18 protein-coding genes are annotated in these 18,404 nt (G+C 74.2%); 14 read left to right on the plus strand and 4 right to left on the minus strand.

Annotated elements, in window-relative coordinates:
* Window positions 1-46: 46 nt before the first annotated feature.
* Genes ACI79C_RS20510 through ACI79C_RS20525 form a run of 4 tightly spaced genes read left to right on the plus strand, consistent with a single transcriptional unit; the run spans window position 47 to window position 3,424 of the window.
* Complete coding sequence (locus ACI79C_RS20510; RefSeq protein WP_456947536.1) at window positions 47-514, plus strand: tripartite tricarboxylate transporter TctB family protein; 468 nt, start codon at window positions 47-49, stop codon at window positions 512-514.
* Entirely contained in the window at window positions 514-2,079 is a 1,566-nt protein-coding gene (locus ACI79C_RS20515; RefSeq protein ID WP_456947537.1) for a tripartite tricarboxylate transporter permease, read from the plus strand. Before ACI79C_RS20510 ends, ACI79C_RS20515 begins: the two co-directional genes overlap by 1 nt.
* Window positions 2,080-2,490 carry a universal stress protein gene (locus ACI79C_RS20520; RefSeq protein ID WP_456947538.1) on the plus strand — a complete coding sequence of 137 codons (411 nt, stop codon included), beginning with the start codon at window positions 2,080-2,082 and terminating at the stop codon, window positions 2,488-2,490.
* Window positions 2,491-2,503: 13 nt separating this feature from the next.
* Window positions 2,504-3,424 carry an alpha/beta fold hydrolase gene (locus ACI79C_RS20525; protein ID WP_456947539.1) on the plus strand — a complete coding sequence of 307 codons (921 nt, stop codon included), beginning with the start codon at window positions 2,504-2,506 and terminating at the stop codon, window positions 3,422-3,424.
* 3 nt (window positions 3,425-3,427) lie between these two features.
* Here ACI79C_RS20525 and ACI79C_RS20530 read toward each other — a convergent pair whose 3' ends face one another.
* The 3 genes from ACI79C_RS20530 to ACI79C_RS20540 are packed head-to-tail and all read right to left on the minus strand — an operon-like array spanning window position 3,428 to window position 6,583.
* On the minus strand, window positions 3,428-4,318 hold the full coding sequence (locus tag ACI79C_RS20530) for an alpha/beta fold hydrolase (protein WP_456947540.1): 891 nt from the start codon (window positions 4,316-4,318) through the stop codon (window positions 3,428-3,430).
* A gap of 26 nt (window positions 4,319-4,344) precedes the next feature.
* Window positions 4,345-5,229, minus strand: a complete 885-nt coding sequence (locus ACI79C_RS20535; RefSeq protein ID WP_456947541.1) for an alpha/beta fold hydrolase — start codon at window positions 5,227-5,229, stop codon at window positions 4,345-4,347.
* 13 nt (window positions 5,230-5,242) lie between these two features.
* Window positions 5,243-6,583, minus strand: coding sequence for a hypothetical protein (locus ACI79C_RS20540; protein WP_456947542.1), 1,341 nt, complete (start codon window positions 6,581-6,583; stop codon window positions 5,243-5,245).
* A gap of 165 nt (window positions 6,584-6,748) precedes the next feature.
* On the opposite strand from ACI79C_RS20540, the gene uvrC reads away from it, so the two are divergent.
* The 10 genes from uvrC (at window position 6,749) to ACI79C_RS20590 (ending at window position 17,980) form a co-directional block, all read left to right on the plus strand.
* Entirely contained in the window at window positions 6,749-8,827 is a 2,079-nt protein-coding gene (uvrC, locus tag ACI79C_RS20545) for an excinuclease ABC subunit UvrC (RefSeq protein ID WP_456947543.1), read from the plus strand.
* On the plus strand, window positions 8,824-9,954 hold the full coding sequence (gene rapZ, locus ACI79C_RS20550; RefSeq protein ID WP_456947544.1) for an RNase adapter RapZ: 1,131 nt from the start codon (window positions 8,824-8,826) through the stop codon (window positions 9,952-9,954). Before uvrC ends, rapZ begins: the two co-directional genes overlap by 4 nt.
* Window positions 9,955-9,962: 8 nt before the next feature.
* The gene (locus ACI79C_RS20555) at window positions 9,963-10,925 is read left to right on the plus strand and encodes a gluconeogenesis factor YvcK family protein (protein WP_456947545.1); all 963 of its coding nucleotides are present in this window, start codon (window positions 9,963-9,965) and stop codon (window positions 10,923-10,925) included.
* 128 nt (window positions 10,926-11,053) lie between these two features.
* Window positions 11,054-12,034, plus strand: a complete 981-nt coding sequence (gene whiA, locus ACI79C_RS20560) for a DNA-binding protein WhiA (protein ID WP_456947546.1) — start codon at window positions 11,054-11,056, stop codon at window positions 12,032-12,034.
* A gap of 197 nt (window positions 12,035-12,231) precedes the next feature.
* A complete protein-coding gene (gene gap, locus ACI79C_RS20565) occupies window positions 12,232-13,236 on the plus strand; it encodes a type I glyceraldehyde-3-phosphate dehydrogenase (protein WP_456947547.1) in 1,005 nt (334 codons plus the stop codon).
* A gap of 2 nt (window positions 13,237-13,238) precedes the next feature.
* The gene (locus tag ACI79C_RS20570; protein ID WP_456947548.1) at window positions 13,239-14,444 is read left to right on the plus strand and encodes a phosphoglycerate kinase; all 1,206 of its coding nucleotides are present in this window, start codon (window positions 13,239-13,241) and stop codon (window positions 14,442-14,444) included.
* Window positions 14,444-15,253: a triose-phosphate isomerase gene (gene tpiA, locus ACI79C_RS20575; protein WP_456947549.1), complete on the plus strand. Its 810-nt coding sequence runs from the start codon at window positions 14,444-14,446 to the stop codon at window positions 15,251-15,253. Before ACI79C_RS20570 ends, tpiA begins: the two co-directional genes overlap by 1 nt.
* Window positions 15,254-15,285: 32 nt before the next feature.
* Window positions 15,286-17,082: an ABC transporter substrate-binding protein gene (locus ACI79C_RS20580; RefSeq protein WP_456947550.1), complete on the plus strand. Its 1,797-nt coding sequence runs from the start codon at window positions 15,286-15,288 to the stop codon at window positions 17,080-17,082.
* A 207-nt stretch (window positions 17,083-17,289) separates the two neighbouring features.
* Window positions 17,290-17,523: a preprotein translocase subunit SecG gene (gene secG, locus ACI79C_RS20585; RefSeq protein ID WP_456947551.1), complete on the plus strand. Its 234-nt coding sequence runs from the start codon at window positions 17,290-17,292 to the stop codon at window positions 17,521-17,523.
* Window positions 17,524-17,638: 115 nt separating this feature from the next.
* Complete coding sequence (locus ACI79C_RS20590) at window positions 17,639-17,980, plus strand: RNA polymerase-binding protein RbpA (protein ID WP_456947552.1); 342 nt, start codon at window positions 17,639-17,641, stop codon at window positions 17,978-17,980.
* Between the two features lie 92 nt (window positions 17,981-18,072).
* Here ACI79C_RS20590 and ACI79C_RS20595 read toward each other — a convergent pair whose 3' ends face one another.
* Window positions 18,073-18,252, minus strand: a complete 180-nt coding sequence (locus ACI79C_RS20595; protein WP_456947553.1) for a hypothetical protein — start codon at window positions 18,250-18,252, stop codon at window positions 18,073-18,075.
* Window positions 18,253-18,404: the final 152 nt, after the last annotated feature.

Consider the following 18,404-nt stretch of genomic DNA (forward strand, 5'->3'; position numbering starts at 1 on the left):
GGCCCCTGCGGAGGAGCCCCGGGGGCGGAGCACCGGCGAGCTGCTCATGACCGTCCTGCTCGGCGCGCTGGGGGTGTACCTGGTCGTCGACGCCGGGACGATCGCCGTCCCCGGCTCGGCGAACACCGTCGGGCCGCGGTTCTTCCCCTACCTGGTCGGCGGCCTGGTCATCGCCACCGCGCTGGCGCTGGGCTACCGCGTGTTCCGCGGCGACCGCGGCCCCGCCGACGCGAGCGAGGACGTCGACCCCACCGCCGGCACCTCGTGGCGGGCGGTCGGCATCATCGCGGTCGCCTTCCTCGCCCACGCCCTGCTCATCAACGTGATCGGCTGGCCGCTGGCGGTGACCCTGATGTTCGGCACGGTCGCCTGGGCGCTGGGTGCGCGAGGCATCGTCCGGCCGCTGATCGCCGGCGGGGTCACCTCGGTGGTGGTCTGGATCGTCTTCGTCAAGGCGCTCAACGTGGCGCTGCCCGGCGGGACGCTGCTCGAGCTGGCGACGAGCTGGTTCTGATGGACGCCCTCAGCGACCTCGCCGCCGGTTTCGGCGACGCCCTCACGCCGGTCAACCTGCTGTTCGCGTTCATCGGCGTCCTCCTGGGGACGGCGGTCGGCGTCCTCCCCGGCATCGGGCCCGCGATGACCGTCGCCCTGCTGCTGCCGATCACCTACGTGCTGGAGCCGGTCGGCGCGTTCATCATGTTCGCCGGCATCTACTACGGCGGCATGTACGGCGGGTCGACGACGTCGATCCTGCTCAACACCCCGGGCGAGGCCAGCTCGATCATGACCGCGCTCGAGGGCAACCGGATGGCCAAGGCCGGCCGCGGCGCGGCGGCGCTGGCCACGGCGGCGATCGGCTCCTTCGTCGCCGGCACGATCGCGACCCTGCTGCTCGCGCTGCTCGCGCCCACGATCGTCGACCTGGCCATCGGGATCACCGCGGCCGACTACTTCGCCCTCGCCGTCCTGGCCTTCGTCGCGGTGTCCACCGTCCTGGGGGCCTCGCCGCTGCGCGGGCTGGCGTCCCTCGGCATCGGCCTCTACCTGGGGCTGGTGGGCACCGACGTCCTCACCGGCCAGGAGCGGTTCACCCTCGGCATCCCGCAGCTGTCCGACGGGATCGACGTCGTCGTGGTCGCGGTGGCGCTGTTCGCCGTCGGTGAGGCGCTGTACGTCGCCTCCCGGCTGCGCCGCGGGCCGGTGGAGGTCATGCCCGCGTCCGGCCGGTACATGACCGGTGAGGACCTGCGGCGGTCCTGGAAGCCGTGGCTGCGGGGGACGGCGCTGGGCTTCCCCCTCGGCGCGATGCCGGCCGGCGGGGCGGAGATCCCGACGTTCCTGTCCTACGCCGCCGAGCGGAAGCTCACCCGGCACCCCGAGCAGTTCGGGCGCGGCGCGATCGAGGGGGTGGCCGGTCCGGAGGCGGCCAACAACGCGGCGGCCGCCGGCGTCCTCGTCCCGCTGCTGACCCTCGGGCTGCCCACCTCGGCGACCGCCGCGATCCTGCTGGCCGCCTTCCAGGGCTACGGCATCCAGCCCGGCCCGACGTTGCTGACCACGGAGTCCACCCTGGTGTGGACGCTCATCGCGGCGCTGTTCATCGGCAACACGATGCTGCTGGTGCTCAACCTGCCGCTGGCCGGGCTGTGGGTGAAGCTGCTGCGCATCCCGCGCCCGTACCTGTACGCGGGCATCCTGCTGTTCGCCTCGCTCGGCTCGTACGCGGTCAACGCCGACCCGCTCGACCTCGTGCTGCTCCTGGTGCTCGGCTTCCTCGGCTTCGCCATGCGGCGCTACGGCTGGCCGGTGGCGCCGGCGGTCATCGGGCTGATCCTCGGCCCGGTCGCGGAGACCAACCTGCGCCGCGCGCTGGCCATCAGCGGTGGCGACCTCGGCGTCCTGGTCGACACGTGGTTCAGCCGGATCGTGCTGTTCCTCGCGCTGCTGGCGCTGGTGGTGCCGATCGTGCTGCGCGTCGTCCGCGGACGGCGGTCCACGCCCGAGGAGCTGCAGCACGGCGAGGGGCTCCGCCACCACGAGACCGCGGCCGCCGGCCGCGAGGGACGGGAGGACTAGGTGGGCGGGGTCGTGGTCGTGGGGGTGGTCCCGAACCCGCGGGGGCGGGCCGCGCTGGAGCACGCGGTGCTGGAGGCCGAGCGACGGGCGGCCCGGCTGGTCGTCGTCAACAGCTCGCGCGGGGACGCGCTGGTGGACATGGAGTACCTGCAGGGCGAGCCCCTGCGGCAGCTGCTCGCGGACCTGACGGTGTCCGGGGTGCCCTTCGAGGTGCGCCAGCCGATCGGCCGCGACGTCGCCGAGGAGCTGTCCGCCGCCGTGCGGGACACCGGCGCCGAGCTGGTGGTCATCGGGCTGCGCCGGCGGTCCGCGGTGGGCAAGCTGCTCATGGGCAGCGCCGCCCAGCGGATCCTGCTGGACGTCGAGTGCCCGATCCTGGCGGTGAAGGACCCACCCGGGGAGGCGACGTGACGGCGGCGAGGCGATGACGGCGACGGGCGAGGACCTGCGGGAGCTGGAGGCCGCCGACGGCGTCCGGCTGCGATACCGGCGGTGGCTGCCGGAGGGCGCCGTCCGCGGCACGGTCCAGGTGGTGCACGGCGCCTCGGAGCACTCCGGGCGGTACGGCCGCCTGGCCGGGGCGCTGACGGCCCGTGGCCTGGCGGTGTACGCCCTGGACCTGCGCGGCCACGGACGGACGGCGGAGTCCACCGGGCCGGGCCGGTTCGGTGCGAGCGGCGCCCCGGGTCTGCTGACCGACGTGCGGTCGCTGTCCGCGGTCGCCGCCGACGAGCACCCCGGCGTCCCGCGGGTGCTGCTCGGCCACTCGATGGGCTCGATCGTCGCGCTGGCCGCCGCCGAGGACGACGGCCGGGACCTCGCCGGCCTGGTCCTCTCGGGTCCGGTCGGCGTCGCGCCGCACCTCGCCGAGTCGGTCACCGCGCTGGAGGCCTCGACGGCAGCCGGCGCCGGCGACCAGCCGCTGGACGCGCTGGGCGCGTTCAACCAGCCGTTCGAGCCGGCGCGCACCCCGTTCGACTGGCTCTCCCGCGACCCGGCCGAGGTCGATGCCTATCTCGCCGACCCGCTGTGCGGGGACCGCATGCCGCTGACCACCGGCTACGCGGCCGGCGTCTTCGGCCTCGCCGTCCGCTCGGCCACCGCGGACGCGGTCGCCCGGCTGCCCGAGGGCCTGCCCGTGCTGCTGCTGGCCGGGCAGCGCGACCCGGTCGGCGGGGTCGAGGCCGCCCAGGTGACCGCTCTGGCCGACCTGCTGCGGGCCCGCGGCCTGCCCGTCGAGCTGCACGTCTACCCCGACGCGCGGCACGAGGTGTTCAACGAGACCAACCGGGACGAGGTGACCGGCGACCTGCTCACCTGGCTGGGCGTCCGGATCGGCGGCTGACCGTCACCCGGCCGGGCGCACGGGCACCGGCGGACGGTCCGGGGAGGGGGCGGCGTCGTCCGGGGCCGGACGCGGCGGCGGCGTCGCGGCGGCCGCCACCTCCTGCCAGAAGGCGTCGACGCGGGCGTTCCAGCGCTCGGGCACCTCCTGGAACGGCTGGTGCGACTCGGTCGCCCAGACCTCGAACTGGGCACCGGGGACCAGGTCGGCGACCAGTCGGCCGAGCTCCGGCCGTGCGGTCGGGTCGATCCCGCCGGCGAGCACGAGGGTCGGGGCGTTGACCTGCGGCAGCCGGTCGGTGGTGTCGTGGGCCGCGAAGGCATCGAGGTGCCGCTGGATGACCTCGGGGGACTGCTTGTAGGGGAAGGCGAGGGCCTCGTCGATGAACGCGTCGACGGTGCCGTCGTCGTGCGCGCGGGGCGTGTAGACCACCAGGAAGAAGGCCTCCAGGAAGGCCCGCTCGTCGGGGACCGCCTCGACCAGCCAGCGGATGAGCCGCACCCACCGGCGCATGTAGGCGTCCATGGCCGCCCAGGTGCTCTGCAGCACCAGGCTGCGGACGAGGTCGGGACGGCGCAGCGCCAGCTCCTGCGCGATCTTCGCCCCGCCGGAGAAACCGGCCACGTGCGCGGACGGGATGTCCAGGGCGTCCAGGACGGCGGCGGCGTCGTCGGCCATCTCGCCGACGCTGGTCGGGCCGTCGGGCAGCGCCGTCCGCCCCGCGCCCCGGTTGTCGAACGCCGTCAGCCGGTAGCGGTCGGCCAGCCCGTCGAGCTGGAACTGCCAGGACTCGACGGTGTCCCCGAGCCCGCCGATGAGCAGCACGTCGGGGCCCGACCCGACCTGCTCGGTCCAGATCTCGACGCCGCCGGCCGAGCGGATGCGCTGTCCCATGAGGGGCTCCTTCCCTGCGGACGTCGTCACCCGCGGCCGGCGGCCTCGGGCGGGCGGTCGGGCGACGGGCGGTCGAGGGCCGGGGCCTCCCGGGGGCGTGGGGTGGCGCCCGCCTCGACCTGCTGCCAGAAGGCGTCGACGCGGGCGTTCCAGCGCTCGGGCACCTCCTGGAACGGCTGGTGCGACTCCTCCGCCATGACCTCGAAGACGGCGCCGGGGATCGCCTCGGCGACCGCCCGGCCGAGGTGCGGTCGGGCGGTGGGGTCGATGCCTCCCGCCAACACCAGCGTCGGCGCGGTGACGCGGGGCAGCCGTTCGGTGCTGTCGTGGTGCCAGATGTCGGCGAGGAAGCGGTGCACGTCCTCCGCCGACTGCTTGTGCGGGAAGGCGACCACCTCGTCGATGAACGCGGCGACGGTGCCGTCGTTGTGTGCCCGCGGTGTGTAGATCCACAGGAAGAACGACTGCAGGAACGTCCGCTCGTCCGGGGCGTTGTCGACCAGCCACTCGACGAAGCGCAGCCACGCGCGGAAGAACGGGTCCATTCGCGCCCAGGTGCTCTGCAGCACCAGGCTGCGGACCACCTCGGGATGCCGCAGCGCCAGTTCCTGGCCGATGAGACTGCCGCCCGAGAAGCCTGCGACGTGCGCCGACCGGATGCCCAGCGCGCTCAGGACACCGGCCGCGTCGTCGGCCATCGCCGCCACGGTGGCTCCCTCCGGCGGCATCGCCGTCCGGCCGGCGCCGCGGTTGTCGAAGGCGGTCAGCCGGTAGCGGTCGGCCAGCCCGTCGAGCTGGAACTGCCAGGACTCGACGGTGTCGCCCAGGCCACCGATCAGCAGCACGTCGGGCCCCTGCCCGGCCTGTTCGACCCAGACGTCGACGCTGCCCACGTGGACGTGCCTGCCCATCGCCGTGCTCCTCTCAGGGGTGCCACCGCTGCAGGTGCTCGGCGTGCGTCCGCAGGTAGGCGCCGGGCCGGAAGAACCGGTCGTAGAACTCCAGGTCCAGGTGGTGGGCCTGGACGTAGTTGAGGATGAACAGCGTCGGCACGGTGCCCGGGAACTTGCCGAAGGTGTCCAGCACGTACTGCGCCTGCAGGGTGACGCACGCCTTGAACTCCTCGTCGTGCACCTGGGCGCTGCCGCGGAAGCCCGGGCTGTCGGTCCACGGGCCCGGGGTGGCGGGGTGGAACGGGCCGCCCTCACCGAACTTGCGCTCGGTGAAGGCCTCCACCGCCGCGGCCATGTCCGCGTGGTGCGGCGGGCAGAACGCCTCGAAGACGCCGGGGAGGCCGGTGGGGTTGGGGACGGCCCACCGCTCGTCGGTGTCGTAGCGGAACCCGAGGCCAGGCACGTCGGGGTTGCCGGAGGCGCCCAGCACGGAGAAGCGGTCGATCCCGTCGAACATCCAGCCGCCCAGGCCCATCGCCTGCAGCAGGAGCACCCCGCCGTAGCAGCTGGTAGCCAGCTCGGCGGTGGCCTCGGTGAGCGCGTACTGCTCGGCGAAGGTCAGCGGGAACGGGGCGTCGACGTCCACCAGGTCGCCGAACCGCTCCAGCCCCGGGATCTCCCGCCCGTTGACGTCGTCGAAGACCGCGTACCCGTTCTGGGTGAAGAAGCAGAGGATCGCCAGCATGTGCTGGGCGATGTCGGCGACCGGGATGACCAGCAGCGAGCCCGGCACGTTCACGCACCAGGTGTTGTGCCCCTCCAGGTAGGGCTCCTCCGCGGGCAGGTGCAGCCGACGGTCGGACAGCTGCCGCACCCGGCCGCGGTGGCGCTCGACCATCAACTCGGCCGTGACCTCCTCGGTGGCCGGGTCGACGAGGGCCCCGGCGTCCCGGGTGGGGAAGAAGTACACGCCGGTGTCGTCGGTGAAGAACAGCTCGGCGGTGTGGAAGCCGGCCGCGGACGGGAAGGTGCGCCCGGCCGCCCCGCCCGCGTAGTTGGCCGCGTGGGGCGCGTAGCGGGCGTTCCGGGTGATCGAGTAGTGCCAGCCGGTGGTCCCGCCCATGGCGCTCAGCACGAGCATCCGCTCGAGCTCGGTCAGCGGCAGCGGCTCGTGCCGCGACCGGTAGGCCAGGGGGCCGTCCGGGATCTCGTCGCCCAGGGCGAACCGCCGGGAGCGCCGTCCGAACAGCGCCTCCACCAGGGGGAAGGCCGCCAGGTCGGCCAGCGGGTCGGTCAGCGGAGGCGGGGCGGTGCGGGCCTGGGGGATGCCCACCGTGCGGGCCGGAGTCGTCGGGTGCTGCGTCGAGCTCATGGGTCCACCCCCGTCGGGACGACCTGACCGACCCGAGGTTCCGGCTCGGCCGGGCCGCCGGGCAAGGGGCGGAGGTCCCGGAGGGAATGCCACCGATGTCGTTCCCGTGGTCACATCCGCCCCCGGGGACGGCGGACCGTCGTCCACCCCACCTAATCTGGGGCCATGCCCGACCCGTCCACCTACCGACCGGCGGTCGGCAGCATCCCGGAGGACCCGGGGGTCTACAAATTCCGCGATCCCAACGGGCGGGTCGTCTACGTCGGCAAGGCCAAGAACCTCCGGCAGCGGCTGAACAGCTACTTCGCCGACGTCGCGGGCCTGCACCCGCGCACCCGTCAGATGGTGACGACGGCGGCGAGCGTCGAGTGGACCGTGGTCGGCACCGAGGTCGAGGCCCTCCAGCTCGAGTACAACTGGATCAAGGAGTTCGACCCGCGGTTCAACGTCCGCTACCGCGACGACAAGAGCTACCCGTCGCTGGCGGTCACCCTCAACGAGGAGTACCCGCGGCTGCAGGTCATGCGCGGGCCCAAGCGCAAGGGTGTGCGCTACTTCGGCCCCTACGCGCACGCCTGGGCCATCCGCGAGACCCTCGACACCCTGACCCGGGTCTTCCCGGCCCGGACCTGCTCCAACGGCGTCTTCAAGCGCGCCGGGCAGATCGGGCGCCCGTGCCTGCTCGGCTACATCGGCAAGTGCGCGGCGCCGTGCGTCGGCCGGGTGTCGGCCGAGGAGCACCGCGCCATCGTCGACGACTTCTGCGACTTCATGGCCGGCCGCACCGACTCGATGGTCAAGCGCCTCGAGCGGGAGATGGGCGAGGCCGCCGAGGCGATGGAGTACGAGAAGGCCGCCCGGCTGCGCGACGACCTCGGCGCCCTCAAGCGGGCGATGGAGAAGCAGGCGGTCGTCCTCGGGGACGGCACCGACGCCGACGTCGTCGCCTTCGCGCAGGACGAACTGGAGGCCTCGGTGCAGGTCTTCCACGTCCGCGGCGGGCGGGTGCGCGGTCAGCGCGGCTGGATCGTCGACAAGGTCGAGGAGGTCACCACCGGGGAGCTGGTCGAGCAGTTCCTGCTCCAGGTCTACGGCGGTGTCGACGACCAGACCGGCGTCGTCGAGGCGGGGGAGACCGTGCCCAAGGAGGTGCTCGTCCCCGAGCTGCCGCAGGACGCCGACGTGTACGAGGAGCTGCTCAGCGAGCTGCGCGGCTCGCGGGTCTCCCTGCGGGTGCCGCAGCGCGGGGACAAGCGCGCGCTGCTGGAGACCGTCGAGCGCAACGCGAAGGAGGCGTTCGCCCGGCACCGCGTCAAGCGGTCCAGCGACCTCACTGCCCGCTCCCTCGCGCTCGCCGAGCTGCAGGAGGCCCTCGAGCTGCCCGACGCGCCGCTGCGGATCGAGTGCATGGACGTCTCGCACGTCCAGGGGACGAACGTCGTGGCGAGCATGGTGGTCTTCGAGGACGGCCTGGCGAAGAAGTCCGACTACCGCCGGTTCAGCGTCACCAACGGAACCGACGACACCGCGGCGATGGCCGAGGTGGTGCGGCGGCGGTTCGCCCGGCACCTCAAGGAGGAACAGGACCGCAGGGACGAGCAGGGGGTCGCCGCGGAGGAGGGCCGGCCGCGCCGGTTCGCCTACCCGCCGAACCTCCTCGTCGTCGACGGCGGCGCGCCGCAGGTGGCCGCGGCCGCACGGTCCCTCGACGAGCTGGGCATCGTCGACGTCGCCGTCTGCGGGCTGGCCAAGCGGATGGAGGAGGTGTGGCTGCCCGGCGAGAGCGACCCGGTGATCCTGCCGCGCACCTCCGAGGCGCTGTACCTGCTGCAGCGCGTGCGTGACGAGGCACACCGGTTCGCGATCACCTACCACCGGCAGAAGCGGTCCACCAGCATGCTGGTCTCCCTGTTGGACGACGTCCCCGGTCTCGGGGAGACGCGGCGGAAGGCGCTGATGAAGCAGTTCGGGTCCCTCAAGCGGCTGCGGGCCGCGACCGTCGAGGAGCTGATGGCCGTGCCGGGCATCGGCCGGAGGACGGCGGAGGCGGTGCAGGCCGCGGTGGCACAGCCGGAGGCGGAGCAGTCGTCGGGAGGACAGCCGGAGGCGGGAGGACTGACGGCGGACGCCGCAGCGGTGGAGGAGGCGGTCGAGTCGACGACCGCGCCGGCCGGACCGGCGCAGCGGGGCACCCCGCAGCCGGGAGCCGGGGCCACCGCCGAGGTCGGGCTGGTGGCCTCGTGAGCGAGCTGGCGAGCTCACGCGGGGAGCAGGGCAGCGAGCTGGCGAGCTCACGCGGGGAGCAGGGCAGCGAGCTGGCGAGCTCACGCGGGGAGCAGGGCAGCGAGCTCGCGAGCTCACCCGGAGAGCCGGGCGGCGGGGACGCGCGGGACGGGCACGGCGGTGAGCTGACCGGTGCGCACGGCGCGGGGCCGTTCGGCACGTCCCCGGGCACGCCGGGGCACCCGCACACCGAGGTCCCGCCGCCGGTCGACCCGTCGTCCACCGAGACGCAGCCGCTGGACGTCGTCGTGGTCACCGGCCTGTCCGGCGCGGGCAAGAACAGCGCGGGGCGGGTGCTGGAGGACCTCGGCTTCTTCGTGGTCGACAACCTGCCGCCGGCGCTGCTGCAGCCGATGGTCGAGCTCGGTGCGCGGGGCGACCTGCGCCGCTTCGGCGCCGTCGTCGACGTCCGCAGCCGGGCCTTCTCCAGCGACCTGCAGGAGGCCATCCGGGTGCTCGCCGAGGCCGGCCACCGGCCGCGGGTCGTCTACGTGCACGCCCGCGACGAGGTGCTCGTGCGCCGGTATGAGTCGGTGCGGCGGGAGCACCCGCTGCAGGGCGACGGCACGCTGATCGACGGGATCTCCGCCGAGCGCGCGCTGCTCACCGGGATCGCCGGCGAGGCCGACCTGTGGGTCGACACCAGCGACCTCAACGTCCACCAGCTGCGCGCCACCCTGGAGAACGCGTTCGCGCGGGAGGGGCAGGCCCCGCCGCTGACCGCGACCGTGCTCAGCTTCGGGTTCAAGTACGGCCTGCCGCTGGACGCCGACCTCGTCGTCGACGCGCGGTTCCTGCCCAACCCGCACTGGCTGCCCGAGCTGCGGCCGCACACCGGGCGGGACCCCGACGTCCGCGACTACGTCCTCGGCCAGGAGGACGCCGGCCCGTTCCTCGACCGCTACACCGACGTGCTGCGGCTGCTCGTGCCGGGCTACCGCCGCGAGGGCAAGCGCTACCTGACCCTGGCCGTGGGCTGCACCGGCGGCAAGCACCGCAGCGTGGCGATCGCCGAGGAGTTCGCCCGCCGGCTCGCCGCCGAGGGCATCGCCACCACCGTCCAGCACCGCGACCTGGGCCGCGAGTAGTGGGGGCCGTGGGAACCGGGTCCCAGCGCCCGCTGCGCGTGGTCGCCTTCGGCGGCGGGCACGGCCTGGCCGCCGCCCTGGGTGCGTGGAAGCAGCTGACGCCGGACCTGACCGCCGTGGTCACGGTCGCCGACGACGGCGGCTCCTCGGGCCGCATCCGCCGGGAGATGCCGGTGCTGCCGCCGGGTGACCTCCGCATGGCCCTCGCCACCCTCGCCGACGACGCCGCGGACACCCGCCGCATGGCGGCGCTGCTGCAGCACCGGTTCGGCGGCACCGGCGTGCTGGCCGGGCACCCGGTCGGCAACCTGGTCCTCACCGGGCTCACCGAGCTGCACAGCGGGGACGCGGTGGCGGCGCTCGACGACCTCTGCCGCCTGCTGGGCGCCCGCGGGCGGGTGCTGCCGATGGCCGACGTCCCGCTCGACCTGGTCGCGCGGGTGGAGAGCACCGACCCCGACGACCCGTCCCGCACCCGGACCATCCGCGGCCAGGTGGCCATCGCGTCGACTCCCGGCAGGGTCCGCGAGATCCTCGTCTCGCCTCCGGACCCGCCGGTGAACCCCGCGGTCCTCGACGCGATCGCGGCGGCCGACGTGGTCTCGCTGGGGCCGGGCTCCTGGTACACCTCGGTCCTGCCGCACCTGCTGGTGCCGCGGCTGCGCGCCGCGTTGGCCGCGAGCAGCGCCCGCGTGGTCGTCGTGCTGAACCTGGAGCCGCAGCCGGGGGAGACCGACGGCTTCTCGCCGGAGGAGCACCTCACGGTGCTGCGTGCCCATCTGAGCGGGGTGGCGCTGCACTCGGTGATCGCGGATGTCGACTCGGTGGTTGACCGCTGTGGTCTCCTGTCTGCGGTGCGCGAGTGCGGCGCGGAGCTGGTCCTGGCTCCCGTCGCCGAGCCCGACGGGTCACCACGGCACGACCCGGTCCGCCTCGCGGCGGCGCTGGCGTCGGCCGTCGGAGTCCGCTAGGGCACAACGGGCATTGGAATTCGGGGCCGGGTACCGCAACCTTCGGTACCGGCACCGGTACGAGGGGGAGAAGAGGGGACGCCGCACATGGGGCCTGGTTACCCCGGGGGAACGTGGGGGTGGACGGCATGGCGATGACGGCCATGGTCAAGGACGAGCTGTCTCGGGTGGAGTGCACGAAGACCTCCGAGCGCAAGGCGGAGGTCACCGCCCTGCTGCGCTTCAGTGGAGGTCTGCACATCGTCGGTGGCCGCGTGGTCATCGAGGCCGAGCTCGACACCGGGTCCGTCGCCCGCCGCCTCCGTCGCGACATCAGCGAGGTGTACGGCTACACCAGCGGTGTGAGCGTGCTGGCCGGCGGCAACATCCGCCGCGGGGTGCGCTACCTGGTGCGCATCGCCAAGCACGGCGAGGGGCTGGCCCGCCAGACCGGGCTGGTCGACCAGCGCGGCCGCCCGGTGCGGGGCCTGCCGCCGGCCGTGGTGTCGGGCAGCATCAACGACGCAGAGGCCGCCTGGCGCGGGGCCTTCCTCGCCCACGGGTCGCTGACCGAGCCCGGCCGGTCGTCCTCGCTCGAGGTCACCTGCCCCGGCCCCGAGGCCGCGATGGCGCTGGTCGGCGCGGCACGGCGACTGGGCATCGCCGCCAAGGCCCGGGAGGTACGCGGCGCGGACCGGGTCGTCGTCCGGGACGGCGACGCCATCAGCGCCCTGCTGACCCGCATGGGCGCGCACGACGCCGTCCTGGCCTGGGAGGAGCGGCGGATGCGCCGCGAGGTCCGGGCGACGGCCAACCGGCTGGCCAACTTCGACGACGCGAACCTGCGCCGCTCCGCGCGGGCCGCCGTCGCCGCCAGCGCCCGGGTGGAGCGGGCGCTGGAGATCCTCAACGGCGACGCCCCCGAGCACCTGCTCGTCGCCGGCCGGCTGCGGCTGGAGTTCGGGCAGGCGTCGCTGGAGGAACTGGGTCAGCGCGCCGACCCGCCGATGACCAAGGACGCCGTCGCCGGCCGCATCCGCCGCCTGCTGGCGATGGCCGACAAGCGGGCCAAGGACCTGGGCATCCCCGACACGGAGTCCGTCGTCACCGAGGACATGCTGACCCAGTAGGAGGACCACCCTTCCCCCCACGCCTCGCAGGGTCGGCGCGGGACCGTGGAGGGTGGCCGCTCCGGGACGTCACGTGGCCCGGGCCGCCTCCGGGCGGCTCGGGTCACGGCGTACCCGGCCCGATAGGGTCTGGTCGGAGCGAGGCCGCCGGTGCGCGGCCCCCGAGGAACAGCGTCGACCGACATCGGAGGTCTGCAGTGACCGTACGGGTGGGCATCAACGGATTCGGCCGGATCGGCCGCAACTTCTGGCGGGCCGTCGCGGCCAGCGGCCAGGACATCGAGATCGTGGCGGTGAACGACCTCACCAGCCCCGAGGTCCTGGCGCACCTGCTCAAGTACGACAGCGTGCTCGGCAAGCTCTCCGAGGACGTCGCCGCCGACGGCGAGGCCATCAAGGTCGGTGGCAACACCATGAAGGTGCTCTCCGAGCGCGACCCGGCCAACCTGCCGTGGGGCGACCTCGGCGTCGACGTGGTCGTCGAGTCCACCGGCTTCTTCACCAAGGCCGCCGACGCCCGCAAGCACGTCGACAAGGGCGGCGCGAAGAAGGTCATCATCTCCGCGCCGGCGACCGACGACGACATCACGATCGTCATGGGCGTCAACGACGGCCTCTACGACGGCTCGCAGACGATCATCAGCAACGCCTCCTGCACCACGAACTGCCTGGCGCCGCTGGCGAAGGTCATCAACGACGCGTTCGGCATCGAGCGCGGCCTGATGACGACGATCCACGCCTACACCGCCGACCAGAACCTGCAGGACGGTCCGCACAAGGACCTCCGCCGTGCCCGCGCCGCCGCGCTGAACATGGTGCCCACCTCCACCGGTGCGGCGAAGGCGATCGGCCTGGTCCTGCCGGAGCTGAAGGGCAAGCTCGACGGGTACGCCATCCGCGTCCCGGTGCCGACCGGCTCGGCCACCGACCTCACCGTGCAGGTCACCCGCGAGGCCTCGGCCGAGGAGATCGACGCCGCCTACCGGGAGGCCGCCGCCGGCCCGCTGGGCAAGTACCTGAGCTACACCGACGCGCCGATCGTCTCCTCCGACATCGTCACCGACCCGTCGTCGTGCATCTACGACGCCAAGCTCACCAAGGTCTTCGGCCCGATGGTGAAGGTCCTCGGCTGGTACGACAACGAGTGGGGCTACTCGAACCGGCTGGTCGACCTCACCACGCTGGTGGGCACGTCCCTCTGACGATGCGCTCCCTCGACGACCTCCTCGCCGAGGGCGTCTCGGGTCGGCGCGTGCTGGTGCGCGCCGACCTGAACGTCCCCCTCGACAAGAACACCCGCGCGATCACCGACGACGGCCGCATCCGCGCCAGCCTGCCCACCCTGCAGGCGCTGCGCGACGCCGGCGCCCGGGTGGTCGTCGCCGCGCACCTCGGCCGGCCCAAGGGCGCCCCGGACCCGCAGTACTCCCTCGCCCCGGTCGCCGAGCGGCTGGGGGAGGTGCTGGGCGCCGACGTGCCGTTGGCCGCCGACGTGGCCGGCGAGGACGCGCGGGCCCGGGCCGAGGCGCTCGGCGACGGCGACGTGCTGCTGCTGGAGAACGTCCGGTTCGAGGCGGCCGAGACGTCGAAGGACGACGCCGAGCGCGGGGCGCTGGCCGACCGGCTGGCCGCTCTCGCCGACGTGTACGTCGACGACGCCTTCGGCGCGGTGCACCGCAAGCACGCCTCGGTCTACGACGTCGCCCTCCGCCTGCCGCACGTGGCCGGGCGCCTGGTCGCCCAGGAGCTCGATGTCCTGACCCGGCTGACGCAGGACCCGGAGCGGCCCTACGTCGTCGTGCTGGGCGGCTCCAAGGTCAGCGACAAGCTCGCCGTCATCGAAGCGCTGCTGCCCAAGGTCGACCGGCTGCTGGTCGGCGGCGGGATGTGCTTCACCTTCCTCGCCGCCCAGGGCCACGGCGTGGGCCGGTCGCTGCTCGAGCAGGACCAGGTCGAGACCTGCCGGCGGCTGCTCGCGGAGGCCGGCGACCGGATCGTGCTGCCGATCGACGTGGTGTGCGCGCCGGAGTTCAGCGCGGACGCCCCGACCACCACGGTGACCGTGGACGCCATCCCCGGCGACCAGATGGGCTTGGACGTCGGCCCGCGGACGGTCGAGGCCTTCGGGCGTGAGCTCGGCGGGGCGCGCACGGTCTTCTGGAACGGTCCGATGGGGGTCTTCGAGCTCGCGCCGTTCCAGGCCGGCACCCGCGGCGTGGCCGAGTCGGTCTCCACCGTCGACGGCCTGTCGGTGGTCGGTGGCGGGGACTCCGCGGCCGCCGTCCGCCAACTGGGCCTGGACGAGTCCGCCTACGGGCACATCAGCACCGGCGGCGGTGCGTCGCTGGAGTACCTCGAGGGCCGGGAGCTGCCGGGTCTCGCGGTGCTGGCCGACCGAGGGGGCGAGTGATGGCACGCAGGAGCGCACCGGTGCGCCGGGAGGGGCGCCGCCCACTGATCGCCGGCAACTGGAAGATGCACCTCACCCACCTCGAGGCCATCGGCCTGGTGCAGAAGCTCGCCTTCTCGCTCAAGGAGCCCGAGCTCGAGGCGGCCGAGGTCGTCGTCCTGCCCCCGTTCACGGCGCTGCGCAGCGTCCAGACGCTGGTCTCCGGCGACAAGCTGGAGATCGGCTACGGCGCGCAGGACCTCTCGGTGCACGACTCCGGCGCCTACACCGGCGAGGTCAGCGGGGCCATGCTCGCATCCCTGGCCTGCACCTACGTCGTCGTCGGTCACTCCGAGCGGCGCGCGCTGCACGGCGAGGACGACGCGGTGGTGGCCGCCAAGGTCCAGGCAGCCCTGCGGCACGGCCTGGTGCCGATCCTGTGCGTGGGGGAGGGGCTCGACGTCCGCAAGGCCGGTGCGCACGTCGCGCACTGCACCACCCAGCTGGACGCCGCGCTCGAGGGGCTCACCGACGACCAGGTGCGCTCGATGGTGATCGCCTACGAGCCGGTGTGGGCGATCGGGACCGGCGAGGTGGCCACCCCTGACGACGCCCAGGAGGTGTGTGGCGCCCTTCGGTCACGGCTCGCCGAGCGTTTCGGCCCCGAGACGGCCGCGGTGGTCCGTATCCTCTACGGCGGGTCGGTGAAGGCCGCGAACACGGCCGGGATCCTGGCCGGGCCGGAAGTCGACGGCGCGCTCGTCGGTGGTGCCAGCCTGGACGCCGACGAGTTCGCGCAGATCTGTCGGACAGCCGCCGGCGGCAGGTGACCGCCGCCGCCGGCGAGGCGGGGAGCGGGTGGGTGGACGACACGCAGCAGGGACCGGCGGGGCGGGGCCCGGCCTGGGCCCGCGGCACCCGTGCCCGGGTCGCGGCCATCGCCGCCACCGTCGTCCTCGTCGTCGTCGCGGCGGTGAGCTGCAGCACCGGCGGGGGCGGCGCCACGGGCGTGCCCGTGCACGGCGATGGCCCGGATGCCGGTCTCACCGGCGTCCGGGCGCCCTCCGAGGCCACCGGCGGGACGCTCCGGGTGGTCGCCGGGGAGGTCGACAACCTCGACCCGCAGCGCTCCTACCTCCCGGGCGTGTGGAACCTGATGCGGCTCTACACCCGCACGCTGGTCACCTACTCGACCGAGCCCGGGCGCACCGACGAGCTCGTGCCGGACCTGGCCACCGACCTCGGTACCACCCCGGACGGCGGCACCACCTGGACCTTCACCCTGCGCGAGGGGGCTCGGTTCGAGAGCGGGCGGGCGATCACCTCCCGCGACGTGAAGTACGGCATCGAGCGGTCCTTCGCCTCCGACGTGGTGGTGGGCGGGCCGACCCACGTCGTCGAGCTGCTGGACGACCCGGCCAACCCCTATGCCGGCCCGTTCCAGGACGAGTCGCCAGACAAGCTGGGCCTGGGCGCGATCGAGACGCCGGACGACCGGACGATCACCTTCCGCCTGCGCGCCCAGCAGCCCGACTTCCCGTACGTCATGGCGCTGCCGTCGAGCAGCCCGGTGCCGATCGAGGACGACCGGGGTGCCGACTACGGCAGGGACCCGGTCTCCTCGGGCCCCTACGCGATCACCAGCGTCGACCCGGTCACCGGCATCGTGCTCGACCGGAACCCCGAGTGGGACGCGGCGACCGACGACGTCCGGACCGCGCTTCCCGACCGGGTCGTCGTCCGCACCGGGCTCTCGGGGGTCGAGCGCGACCAGGCCCTGCTGGCCGGGTCGGCGGACGTCGACGTCTCCGGCACCGGCGTGCAGGCGGCGACGCAGGCGCGGCTGGCCGAGGGCACCGGCGGCGAGGTCCCGGTGACCGACCGGGTCGACGAGGTGACCAGTGGCGTGGTGCGGCTGCTCGCCCTGCCGACGAACGTGGCCCCGTTGGACGACGCCGACTGCCGAGCCGCGGTGGCCGCCGCGGTGGACCGGCGCGCGGTGCAGGAGGTCCTCGGCGGGCCGGTGAACGCGGTGCGGACCTCGCAGCTGTGGCCCCGCGGCCTGGCCGGCGGCCCCGAGGACCCCGACCCGGGGCCGGACCCGGACGCCGCCCGCGAGCACCTGGCCGCGTGCGGGCAGCCCGACGGGTTCAGCACCGTGCTGGCCGTCCCGGACGCAGCCAGCAGCGTGGCCGTGGCCGAGGAGGTCGCCGGCCAGCTGGCCGCAGTGGGCATCCAGGCCGAGATCCGGCCGCTGGCCGCGCCGAGCTTCTACGCGACCGACGTGGGCAACCCCGACAACGTCGCGGCGCAGGGCTTCGGCGTCGTGCTGGCCACCTGGACGGCGGACTTCCCGACCCCCGGCTCGTTCCTCGTCCCCCTGGTCGACGGACGGTCGGTCAGCCCCGTCGGCAACACCAACTTCGCCCGGCTCGCCGACCCGGCGCTCAACGGGCTGATCGACAGCGCCCGCACGGCCGGGGACCCGCAGGAGGCCCGCGCCGCGTGGCGGGAGGTCGCGGCCGCGGCCGCGGCGACGAGCGCGTACGTGCCCCTGGCCGAGGCCCGGGTGCAGCTGCTCGCGGGGCAGCGGCTGCGCAACGGCGTGGTGATGACGGCCTACAGCGGCTACGACGTCGCCACCGCCGGCGTCCGCTGACAGCCGCGGGAGCAGCGCAGCGAGCGCCGGCGAGCGAGGAGCGGACCGCGGCGCGGAGGCGGACCGGTGTGATCGTCCGCTGACAGCCGCGGGAGCAGCGCAGCGCACCGGGAGCGGACCGGCGCGGGAGCGACCGGAGCGACCGTCCGCCGGCCCGTCCGGGTCGTGTCGGCCGGGGGCCGGTGCGGAGTCGGTTACCCTCGAAGCATGATCGAGCTGGTCCTCAACGTGCTGCTGGTGCTCACCAGCGTGCTCCTCGTGGTGCTGATCCTGCTGCACCGCGGCAAGGGCGGGGGCCTGTCCTCGATGTTCGGCGGCGCGGTGTCCTCGCAGCTGTCGGGTTCCTCGGTGGTGGAGAAGAACCTCAACCGCCTGACGGTGTTCACCGGGCTCATCTGGGCCGTCTGCATCGTCGGTCTCGGGATCCTGCTCAAGGTCTGACCCCGCCCGCCTGCGCGATCCGCGAGAAAGGTGGGCGGAATCGCCCGGTCGAGGCCCTAGACTGCGCGGGCGGCCGGTCGACGCCGCAGTCCTCTCGAAGACACAGGGAGCGCTCGTGGCTGGTGGGAATGCGATCCGGGGCACGCGGGTCGGCGCCGGGCCGATGGGGGAGGCCGAGCGCGGCGAGTCCGCGCCTCGCCGGCGCATCGCCTTCTGGTGCACACAGGGGCACGAGACGCGGGTCGCCTTCGCCAGCGACGCCGAGGTCCCCGAGATGTGGGACTGCCCGCGCTGCGGGTTGCCGGCCGGTCAGGACCAGGCGGCCCCGCCGCCCGCGCCGCGCACGGAGCCGTACAAGACGCACCTGGCCTACGTCCGCGAGCGGCGCAGCGACGCCGACGGCGACGCCCTCCTCGAGGAGGCCCTCGCCAAGCTCCGGGCCCGCCGCGGCGCCTGAGCCGGGGCCCCTCTGGGGGCCCGCGGCGCCTGAGCCGAGGCTCCTCCGGGGGCCCGCGGCGCCTGAGCCGAGGCTCCTCCGAGGGTCCTCGGTCAGTCCAGCGGCGGGCGGGGGAGGGGCACCCGGCGGTAGGGCACCCACGTCGCCTGGTCGACGTCCCAGTAGCAGCCCCGGTGGTGCCGGTCTCGTCCCGTGCCCTCCTCGGCGGCGACGCGTGCGACGGCGTCCTCGGCGCGGGCGGGGTGCGGAGCAGGCGTGGTGGGGAGCGTCATGGGTCTCTCCGTGGAGTGTCCGACGGAGTGACCTGAGGCTGCCGTCGGCGTCTGGGGGCCGCGTGCGATCTGCTTGCAGCGGCCGCGTCCCGGAGTGTGCTCCGCCGGGGCTCGGCGAACCAGGGCCCTCGGGTACCGACCGCAGCGCGTCG

The organism is Geodermatophilus sp. SYSU D00697 (assembly GCF_054050175.1).